The sequence below is a fragment of the Streptomyces inhibens genome (genome assembly GCF_003389455.1).
GTDB lineage: Bacteria > Actinomycetota > Actinomycetes > Streptomycetales > Streptomycetaceae > Streptomyces > Streptomyces inhibens.
On the sequence record NZ_QUAC01000402.1, the window covers coordinates 1 to 9584 of the forward strand.

Genomic DNA, 9584 nt, shown 5'->3' on the forward strand with positions numbered 1-9584 from the left:
CTCCGGCCGCCGGCCCGGCCGACGAGCCCGGGACCCGCGAGCCCGCCGCCGGCCTCTCCGCCCGCGACGAGGCCGTCCTCGCCGTCGAGCGTCGCTCCTGGCCGGGCCCCGGCCCCAAGGAGCGCGCCATCCGCGAGCAGCTCGGCATCTCACCGACCCGCTACTACCAACTCCTCAACGCCCTGCTGGACGACCCCCGCGCGCTCGCCCACGACCCCGTCACCGTCAACCGCCTGCGCCGCATACGGGACGCCCGCCGCGCCCGCCGGTGACGGCGGCGCCCGGCCGCCGCCCCGATGCGCCCGTACACCCTCTTCCAGCTACCCCCAACGCCCGCCCGGCGCCGGTAAGGTCGGCGCCATGGGCAGCCCCCCGAACGCCGCGCCGCAGTCCCAGCCGACACCCGAATCCGTGCCGACACCGCGTACCGCCGCCGGCCGCGAAGGCCTCGCCGCGCTGCTGGCGCACCCGGAACGCACCGTCGTCGCCCTCGACTTCGACGGCACCCTCGCCGATATCGTCCCCGACCCGGAAAAGGCCCGCGCCCATCAAGGCGCCGTCGCCGCACTCGCCCGTCTCGTCCCGCGGCTGCGCGCCGCCGCGGTGATCACCGGCCGCCCGGCCACCGTCGCGGTCCGCCTCGGCGGCTTCGCGGACAACCCCGGCCTGGCCCACCTCACCGTCCTCGGCCACTACGGCGCCGAGCGCTGGGAAGCCGCCACCGGCACCGTCCACGCCCCCGCCCCGCACCCCGGAATCGCCGCCATACAGGCCGAACTCCCCGGCGTCCTGGATGCCTCCGGCGTCTGGCACGGCACCTGGGTCGAGACCGCCATCGAGCGCAAGGGCGGCCACGCCATCGCGGTACACACCCGCCGCGCCTCCGATCCGCAGGGCACCTTCGACCGGCTGCGCCGCCCGCTCACCGCGCTCGCCGAACGCCACGGTCTGATCGTCGAACCGGGCCGCTTCGTCCTGGAACTGCGCCCGCCGGGCATGGACAAGGGCGTCGCCCTCGCCGAATGGGTCCGCGAGACCGGTGCCGCCACCGTCCTCTACGCCGGCGACGACCTCGGCGACCTGGCCGCCTTCGCCGCCGTCGAAAAGCTCCGCTCGGACGGCCTCACCGGCGTCCTGGTGTGCAGCGGCAGCGACGAGGTCACCGAACTCGCCGAACGCGCCGACCTGGTGGTCGACGGCCCGACCGGGGTCGTGGGACTGCTCGGCGCCCTGGCCGACCGCCTCGCCGAAACCCGGGCCGGCAGCTAGGCCGACGCCTGGGCCGGTGCCCGCCGACGGGACTGCCCTCTCACCCCTTCAACGCCCGCAACTGCTCCAGGAACCACTGCGCCGGCGGCAGCGCCGTGGCCGCCGCCGCCAGCCGCTGTGTGCGTGCGGCGCGCTCGCCGGCGTCCATCGACAGCGCCTCGTGCAGCGCCCGCGCGGTGCCCGTGACGTCGTACGGATTGACCGTGAGGGCGTCCGTGCCCAACTCCTCATGGGCGCCGGCCTCCCGGGAGAGCACCAGCACACAGCCCTGCTCGGAGACCACCGGGATCTCCTTCGCGACCAGATTCATCCCGTCCCGGATCGGATTGACCAGCGCCACGTCCGCCAGGCGGTACGCGGCCAGCGACCGCGCGAAGTCGTCCTTCACATGCAGCTCGACCGGCCGCCAACTCGGCGTGCCGTACTCGGAGTTGATCTCCTCGGCCACCCGCCCGACCTCCGCCGTGTACTCCCGGTACACGGCCAGGTCCTGGCGCGACGGATAGGCGAACGCCACATGCACCACGCGCTCACGCCATGACGGGTGGTCCACCAGGAGCTGGCGATAGGCCAGCAGCCCCCGCACGATGTTCTTCGACAGCTCGGTGCGGTCCACCCGGACGATGGTCCTGCGGGGCGCGCCGTCGGGATCCGTACCGATCTGCTCGCGCAGGGTGGCCTGCCGCTCGTCGACATCCGCCCGCCGCGACCGCTCCCGCAGGAACTCGGCGTCCGCGCCGAGCCCGTGGACGGCGATCCGGGTGTTCCCCGTGCCGCCGACCACCGCGGCGCAGCATCCGGCGAAGGCGTCCGCCCAGCGGTGCGTGAGGAACCCGAGCTGGTCGGCGCCCAGCATCCCCCGCAGCAGCTGCTCGGCGATGTCGTCCGGCAGCATCCGGAAGTACTCCGGCGGCGCCCACGGAGTGTGCGAGAAATGGGCGATCCGTACGTCGGGCCGCAGCTCCCGCAGCATGCCCGGCACCAGGGCCAGGTGGTAGTCCTGCACCAGCACCGCGGCGCCCTCGGCGGCCTCGTCGGCGAGCGCCTGGGCGAAGGCGCGGTTGTAGGCCTCGTACGACGCCCACTGCGCCCGGAATTCCGCGCCGAAGGCCGGCTCCAGCGGCGTCTGATACAGCATGTGGTGGACGAACCACAGCACGGAGTTCGCGATGCCGTTGTAGGCGGCGGCATGCACCTCGGCCGGAATGTCCAGCATCCGGACGCGCTGTCCGCCGGTGTCGCCGGGATCCAGCGCACCACCCGTCTGCCGTACGGCCTCCCGGTCACCGTCGCCGAGCGCGGCACACACCCACACCGCGTCCGTGGCGGGCCCAATGGCCGACAGCCCGGAGACCAGCCCGCCACCGCCACGCTTGGCGGTCAGCGCGCCGTCCTCCCCCAGGGCGTAGGAGACCGGACCGCGATTGGATGCGACAAGAACCTCGGCACCTGCCTGGACCGCACTGCGCTCGGAGACCATGTCGCGACATTAACCCGCCACCGATCCGCGCAAACGTACGGAGCGCCGGTCAGGCCGCGCGTCGCGCCGCGTACTCCGGAATTTCGGCCATCGGGGGCCGCTCCTCGGTGTCCACGTCCGTCGTGCGCGGCACGAAGCCCTGTTCGCCGCGGTCGAACTGGGTGAGCCGGGGCCGCACCAAGTGGCCGCGGGTCAGCCGCAGTTGGGCGGTCCGGTAGATCGCGGCGGCCATCCGGCCCAGCGCCTGGCCGCCCTGGTGGCGGTGTTTGCGCACGCCGACGTCCACCTGGGCGAGTGCGTCCAGACCGACGGTGTGCAGCGCGTCGACCAGCAGCCCGAGCTCCACGCCGTAGCCGACCGGGAACGGCAGCCGCTCCAGGAGGGAGCGGCGGGCCGCGTACTCGCCGCCCAGGGGCTGGACGAAGCCGGCCAGCTGCGGCCAGTGCAGATTGAGGAGCGGGCGGGCGACCAGCTCGGTGACCCGGCCGCCCTGCCCGGCGCCGGAGCCCGCGCCCCCGGTCTCCAGGGGACGGTCGTACATCGCCTTGACGAACTGGATGTCCGGATCCGTCAGCAGCGGCCCGATGATCCCCGAGACGAAGGTGGACGAGAATTCGCGCAGGTCGGCGTCGATGAAGCAGATGATGTCGCCGCTGGTGACCAGCAGCGAGCGCCACAGCACCTCGCCCTTGCCGGGCAGCGCGGGCAGCCGCGGCAGCACGCTGTCACGGTGGACGACCCGGGCGCCGGCCGCCGCCGCGACCTCGGCGGTGCGGTCCGTGGAGCCGGAGTCCAGCACCACCAGCTCGTCGACGAGCGGGACCGCGTCGGTCATCAGCTCCTCGCGGATGACCGAGACGATCGCCCCGACGGTGGCTTCCTCGTCGAGCGCGGGCAGTACGACGCTGACCGTACGGCCCGTCTGGCGCTTGGCCTCCACCAGCTGCCCCAGGGGACGGTCCGCGGCGGACCAGGAGCGGCTGCTGAGCCAGCGCTCCACCTCTTCCAGCACGTCTACGACTCCTCGGTGGCCGCCATATCAGCGGCCCGTGTGATCCATCTCGCGGTTCGGACGACTATCTCAACTGTCAGTGCCTTCGGTTACAGTCTTGAACAACGCGGATGACCGTCGCATGTCGGGGTCGCCGCTCCACAAACGCCTGGGTTTCGTCCCAGTGCCATACCGCTCATCCAGAGGGGCAGAGGGATACGGCCCGTTGAAGCCCCGGCAACCCTCCAGCCGGTCTTGCCGCCAGGACGCTTGACGTCCCGCGTGCGCGAGGCTCCCGGCTAGGGAAGGTGCCAAATCCGTCTCGTGGCGAGATGCGCCGCGAGGAAGATGAGGAGAAAGGGCCTCGCCTCCATGGCTGTGCAAGTCACCGAAACCACTCCCGCCGTCGCTCTGGGTCCTGCCGTCGCGCTCTCCTGCCGCGAGTGCGGAACGCGCTTCGACCTCGGTCCGATCTTCGCGTGCCAGGAATGTTTCGGGCCGCTCGAAGTCGCGTACGACCTGCCGAGCGGCGACCCCGAGAGCCTGCGGAAGCAGATCGAGGCCGGCCCGAACAACATCTGGCGCTACGCCCCGCTGCTGCCCGTCCCCGCCGACGTGGCCGACAAGCCCAATCTGAACCCGGGCTTCACCAAGCTCGTCAAGGCCGACAACCTCGCCCGTGAGCTGGGCGTCACCGGCGGTCTGTACGTCAAGGACGACTCCGGCAACCCGACGCACTCCTTCAAGGACCGCGTCGTCGCGATCGCCGTCGAGGCCGCCCGCGCCTTCGGCTTCACCACCCTCTCCTGCTCCTCCACCGGCAACCTCGCCGGTGCGGTCGGCGCCGCGGCCCGCCGCGCCGGTTTCAAGTCCTGTGTCTTCATCCCGCACGACCTGGAGGCCGGCAAGGTCGTCATGGCCGCGGTCTACGGCGGCGACCTGGTAGGCATCGAGGGCAACTACGACGACGTCAACCGCTTCTGCTCGGAGCTCATCGGCGACCCGCTCGGTGAGGGCTGGGGCTTCGTCAACGTCAATCTGCGTCCGTACTACGGCGAGGGTTCCAAGACCCTGGCGTACGAGATCTGCGAGCAGCTCGGCTGGCAGCTCCCGGACCAGATCGTCATCCCGATCGCGTCCGGCTCGCAGCTGACGAAGATCGACAAGGGGCTCAAGGAGCTGATCGCCCTCGGCCTGGTCGAGGACAAGCCCTACAAGATCTTCGGCGCCCAGGCGGAGGGCTGCTCGCCGGTGTCCACGGCCTTCAAGGCCGGGCACGACGTGGTCCGCCCGCAGAAGCCGAACACCATCGCCAAGTCGCTGGCCATCGGCAACCCGGCCGACGGGCCGTATGTGCTCGACATCGCGCGCCGTACGGGCGGTGCGGTGGAGGATGTCAACGACGAGCAGGTCGTGGACGCGATCAAGCTGCTGGCCAGGACCGAGGGCATCTTCGCGGAGACCGCGGGCGGCGTGACCGTCGGCGTGACCAAGAAGCTCATCGAGGACGGTCTGCTCGACCCGACCCTGACCACCGTCGTCCTCAACACCGGTGACGGCCTCAAGACGCTTGATGCCGTCGCCCCGACCTCCGGGCCCACGGCCACCATCCGTCCGGACCTGGACGCGTTCCGCGCGGCCGGCCTGACCGGCTGAGGCCGCCGGCCGGTCCGCGCACGAGGCCGCGCCGCAGCCCCGAACCCGTACTCCGTAATCCCTGTCCCCGGAAGGCAGAACCATGAGCGTCAAGGTCCGCATCCCCACCATCCTCCGCACGTACACCGGCGGCGAGGCCGAGGTCGTCGCCGAGGGCGCGACCCTCTCCGAGGTGATCGCCGACCTGGAGAAGAACCACCAGGGCATCGCGGCCCGTGTGCTGGACGACGCCGGCAAGCTGCGCCGTTTCGTGAATGTGTACGTCAATGACGATGATGTGCGTTTCGAGCAGGGCCTGGAGACGCCGACTCCGGACGGCGCGGGTATCTCGATCATTCCGGCGGTCGCCGGAGGGTGCTAATTTGCGCCATCTCTTCACCTGCTTGACCGGAATTGCCCCGTCCGTTGAAATCGGACGAGGCAATTCCGTTTAGTGAAAGGGGATACCATTGGGGCGATCCCCCTCCGCATATCTCCGCGCGTGTGCCGAACGCATATGAGAACGGGGAGAGTTGTGTCCAAAGTGTGGGCGGTATTTGTCGCTTAGGTGCGCTATGCCTGGCCCGACTTGCCCCGGAGAACCGGGATTTCAGCGGATATTGCCGATTCCCCGGCGCCAGAATTCTCGTCCGATTGACCTGTTGCGCTGGGCATCGGTGCAGATACATTCAGCGGCGGTCGACGCGTTCCGGCGCACACCCCACGGGCCTTTCGCGGGGTGAGGTCTGACCCGGGTCCGCGGAGTGCGGTCCTGCGCAAGGGCCAGTAATAGGGGAGTTAGGCATGGCTCAGGGCACCGTCAAGTGGTTCAACGCGGAGAAGGGGTACGGCTTCATCGCGGTCGACGGTGGTGCGGATGTTTTCGTCCACTACAGCGCGATTCAGATGGACGGCTACCGCACCCTTGAGGAGGGCCAGCGGGTCGAGTTCGAGATCTCGCAGGGCCAGAAGGGGCCGCAGGCGGACATGGTCCGGGTGGCCGGCTGAGGCGCCGACCGACTGCTGCGTGGTGAAGGCCCGTACCCCTGAAGGGGGTACGGGCCTTCTGCTGTCTGCCGCGTAGGGGTGGGACCTCATGGGCACGCTTGCACTCGCACCCCGCGAGTGCTAATCATTGGCGTTAGCACTCTCCAGGTGAGAGTGACAGAACTTGGATCGGGTCAGTGAGGTCCGCAGGCCGAGTGGGGCAAGGAACCACAAGGGTTGCAGGCCGTCCGTCGCGGGCACCGGCGCGGTCCACGAAGAACGCCACCCCTGTCCGGGAGGACCACTTCACATGGCCAAGATCATCGCGTTCGACGAGGAGGCACGGCGCGGTCTCGAGCGCGGGATGAACCAGCTCGCCGACGCCGTCAAGGTCACCCTCGGCCCCAAGGGCCGCAACGTCGTCCTCGAGAAGAAGTGGGGTGCCCCCACGATCACCAACGATGGTGTTTCCATCGCCAAGGAGATCGAGCTCGAGGACCCGTACGAGAAGATCGGCGCCGAGCTGGTCAAGGAGGTCGCGAAGAAGACGGACGACGTCGCCGGTGACGGCACGACGACCGCGACCGTCCTGGCCCAGGCTCTGGTCCGCGAGGGCCTGCGCAACGTAGCCGCCGGCGCCAACCCGATGGCCCTCAAGCGCGGCATCGAGCGCGCCGTCGAGGCTGTCTCCGCCGCCCTGCTGGAGCAGGCCAAGGACGTGGAGACCAAGGAGCAGATCGCTTCGACCGCCTCCATCTCCGCCGCCGACACCCAGATCGGCGAGCTCATCGCCGAGGCCATGGACAAGGTCGGCAAGGAAGGCGTCATCACCGTCGAGGAGTCCCAGACCTTCGGTCTGGAGCTGGAGCTCACCGAGGGTATGCGCTTCGACAAGGGCTACATCTCGGCGTACTTCGCCACCGACATGGAGCGTATGGAGGCGTCGCTCGACGACCCGTACATCCTCATCGTCAACTCCAAGATCGGCAACGTGAAGGACCTGCTGCCGCTCCTGGAGAAGGTCATGCAGTCCGGCAAGCCGCTGCTGATCATCGCCGAGGACGTCGAGGGCGAGGCCCTGTCGACCCTGGTCGTCAACAAGATCCGTGGCACCTTCAAGTCCGTCGCCGTCAAGGCTCCGGGCTTCGGTGACCGCCGCAAGGCCATGCTCGGCGACATCGCCATCCTCACCGGTGGCACCGTCATCTCCGAGGAGGTCGGCCTCAAGCTGGAGAACGCCGGTCTCGACCTGCTGGGCCGCGCCCGCAAGGTCGTCATCACCAAGGACGAGACCACCATCGTCGACGGTGCCGGCGACAGCGACCAGGTCCAGGGCCGCGTCAACCAGATCCGCGCCGAGATCGAGAACTCGGACAGCGACTACGACCGCGAGAAGCTGCAGGAGCGCCTGGCGAAGCTCGCCGGCGGTGTTGCGGTCATCAAGGCCGGTGCCGCCACCGAGGTCGAGCTCAAGGAGCGCAAGCACCGCATCGAGGACGCCGTTCGCAACGCGAAGGCGGCCGTCGAGGAGGGCATCGTCGCCGGCGGTGGCGTCGCCCTGCTCCAGGCTTCCTCGGTCTTCGAGAAGCTTGAGCTGACGGGTGACGAGGCCACCGGTGCCGCCGCTGTGAAGCTGGCCCTGGAGGCCCCGCTGAAGCAGATCTCCGTCAACGGCGGCCTTGAGGGCGGCGTTGTCGTGGAGAAGGTGCGCAACCTGCCCGTCGGCCACGGCCTGAACGCCGCGACCGGTGAGTACGTCGACATGATCGCCGAAGGCATCATCGACCCGGCGAAGGTGACCCGCTCTGCGCTGCAGAACGCCGCCTCCATCGCCGCGCTCTTCCTCACCACCGAGGCCGTCATCGCCGACAAGCCGGAGAAGGCCTCCGCGGCCGCTCCGGGCGGCATGCCGGGCGGTGACATGGACTTCTGATCCTCTGGATCAGAGCGCTGATCCTCCGGGATCACACGTCCACACGTTCGTCGGGGCGGCACCCTCCTCCCAGGGGGTGCCGCCCCGACGGCGTTCTCCGCGCCTTCGGCGTGCCCCGGCAGGGCGCGCCGCCGACCGCGTAATGATGACGTTGTGCCGACTCCGCTGGGGCCGGCAGGCGGTCGGTCATCAATGTGGATCCAGGGGTGGATGCACCCTGCGCGATCAAGGCGATGGGGTGTTCGTACGAACCGGGGCACGCAGGGACACGACCGGGCCGCACAAGGGCGCCGGCGCGTCGCGGCGCTCCTGTTCGCCGCGGCCGCGGTGCTCTACAACGGCTGGCTCCTGGAGTTCGTGCTGCCGACGGGCCTGGATCCGCGCCACTCCTACGTCAGCGAGTTGTACGCCGCCGACCAGCCGCTGCGATGGCTCTTCGGCGGGATCGAGAGCGTCTGCGCCGTGCTGGTGGGCGGGGGAGCGCTGCTGGCGGGCGGCGCGGCGTCCGGCATCCGGGTGCGGTGCGGCATCCGGTCGCGGACCATCCGGGCGCGGACCGACTGGTGGGCGCGGGCCGGCTGGTGGGCCTTGCTCGGCCTCGCGTTGTCCTCGCTGGCCGATGTCTACCTGCCCATGCGCTGCGCGCCCTCGGTGGAACCCGGATGCGAGGCCGTACACCCCTGGCACACGGCCACCAGCGCACTCGCCCACTTCTTCGTCTTCGCCTCGATGGCCCTGCTCGGCAGGGCAGCCGCGACCGACGCGCCCCGTATGCCGCTGATCCGCCGCTGGGGGACATGGGTGCTGGCGCTGGCGCTGCCGACCGCCGTGTGCACGGTGGGCCCGCTGTTCGGCCGGCCCGGCTGGCACGGCATCCCGCAACGGGCCCATCTGACACTGGTGGGTGTGTGGTTCGCGCTGCTGGCCGCCGAACTGGCCGGCGCGTCCCGGCAAGAGGACCGAGAACCGGAGGCGGGGCGCGAGCGGGTCCCAGAGGCGGCGCAGCCCGCCGACAGCGGCTGAGCCACCCCTCCTCCCCGACGACACGCCCACTTCTCCCTCCCTTCCCACCTCCTTCCCGCCTCCTTCACATCTCCGCTACAACCATCCCCTCCCCTTACGGGTCTCTTCTTCGCCAACTGTCCTGCGGACAAAGGGAGAACGAGCCCCGCATGCCCAAGCATCTCCGTACGACCCTGGCCACCGCGGCCGCCACCGCGCTGGCGGCCGGGCTGCTGACGGCCGCCACCGGCACCGCCTCGGCCGCGGACAACGCCGCGCCGGCCGCG

Annotated in this window: 9 protein-coding genes and 1 riboswitch; of the genes, 7 read left to right on the forward strand and 2 right to left on the reverse strand. The window is 70.4% G+C overall.

Going from position 1 to position 9584, the window contains the following annotated elements; genetic code table 11:
- Both DY245_RS35825 and otsB read left to right on the forward strand, forming a co-directional pair.
- A partial coding sequence (locus DY245_RS35825) for a DUF3263 domain-containing protein (protein WP_147318421.1) occupies positions 1 to 272 on the forward strand: 272 nt, incomplete at its 5' end.
- Positions 273 to 360: 88 nt separating this feature from the next.
- Positions 361 to 1269, forward strand: coding sequence for a trehalose-phosphatase (otsB, locus tag DY245_RS35830; protein ID WP_128511272.1), 909 nt, complete (start codon positions 361 to 363; stop codon positions 1267 to 1269).
- Positions 1270 to 1309: 40 nt separating this feature from the next.
- Here otsB and DY245_RS35835 read toward each other — a convergent pair whose 3' ends face one another.
- Both DY245_RS35835 and DY245_RS35840 read right to left on the reverse strand, forming a co-directional pair.
- Complete coding sequence (locus DY245_RS35835) at positions 1310 to 2749, reverse strand: alpha,alpha-trehalose-phosphate synthase (UDP-forming) (protein WP_128511273.1); 1440 nt, start codon at positions 2747 to 2749, stop codon at positions 1310 to 1312.
- A 49-nt stretch (positions 2750 to 2798) separates the two neighbouring features.
- Positions 2799 to 3761: a glucosyl-3-phosphoglycerate synthase gene (locus DY245_RS35840; protein ID WP_128511274.1), complete on the reverse strand. Its 963-nt coding sequence runs from the start codon at positions 3759 to 3761 to the stop codon at positions 2799 to 2801.
- Between the two features lie 172 nt (positions 3762 to 3933).
- Positions 3934 to 4095: riboswitch (SAM riboswitch) on the forward strand.
- 17 nt (positions 4096 to 4112) lie between these two features.
- On the opposite strand from DY245_RS35840, the gene thrC reads away from it, so the two are divergent.
- The 5 genes from thrC to DY245_RS35865 all read left to right on the forward strand — a co-directional run bounded on the left by thrC (position 4113) and on the right by DY245_RS35865 (position 9318).
- Complete coding sequence (thrC, locus tag DY245_RS35845; protein WP_128511275.1) at positions 4113 to 5396, forward strand: threonine synthase; 1284 nt, start codon at positions 4113 to 4115, stop codon at positions 5394 to 5396.
- Positions 5397 to 5478: 82 nt separating this feature from the next.
- Positions 5479 to 5757, forward strand: coding sequence for a MoaD/ThiS family protein (locus DY245_RS35850; protein WP_128511276.1), 279 nt, complete (start codon positions 5479 to 5481; stop codon positions 5755 to 5757).
- 422 nt (positions 5758 to 6179) lie between these two features.
- Positions 6180 to 6383 carry a cold-shock protein gene (locus DY245_RS35855; RefSeq protein ID WP_003986833.1) on the forward strand — a complete coding sequence of 68 codons (204 nt, stop codon included), beginning with the start codon at positions 6180 to 6182 and terminating at the stop codon, positions 6381 to 6383.
- A gap of 289 nt (positions 6384 to 6672) precedes the next feature.
- On the forward strand, positions 6673 to 8295 hold the full coding sequence (gene groL / locus DY245_RS35860) for a chaperonin GroEL (RefSeq protein ID WP_128511277.1): 1623 nt from the start codon (positions 6673 to 6675) through the stop codon (positions 8293 to 8295).
- Positions 8296 to 8505: 210 nt separating this feature from the next.
- Positions 8506 to 9318, forward strand: coding sequence for a DUF998 domain-containing protein (locus DY245_RS35865; protein ID WP_128511278.1), 813 nt, complete (start codon positions 8506 to 8508; stop codon positions 9316 to 9318).
- The last annotated feature ends 266 nt before the right edge of the window (positions 9319 to 9584 follow it).

Coding starts and splice junctions, on each gene's coding strand:
- DY245_RS35855 (WP_003986833.1), top strand. CDS start 6,180: ATGGCTCAGGGCACCGTCAAGTGGTTCAACGCGGAGAAGGGGTACGGC.
- DY245_RS35865 (WP_128511278.1), top strand. CDS start 8,506: ATGCACCCTGCGCGATCAAGGCGATGGGGTGTTCGTACGAACCGGGGC.
- otsB (WP_128511272.1), top strand. CDS start 361: ATGGGCAGCCCCCCGAACGCCGCGCCGCAGTCCCAGCCGACACCCGAA.
- thrC (WP_128511275.1), top strand. CDS start 4,113: ATGGCTGTGCAAGTCACCGAAACCACTCCCGCCGTCGCTCTGGGTCCT.
- DY245_RS35850 (WP_128511276.1), top strand. CDS start 5,479: ATGAGCGTCAAGGTCCGCATCCCCACCATCCTCCGCACGTACACCGGC.
- DY245_RS35835 (WP_128511273.1), bottom strand. CDS start 2,749: ATGGTCTCCGAGCGCAGTGCGGTCCAGGCAGGTGCCGAGGTTCTTGTC.
- groL (WP_128511277.1), top strand. CDS start 6,673: ATGGCCAAGATCATCGCGTTCGACGAGGAGGCACGGCGCGGTCTCGAG.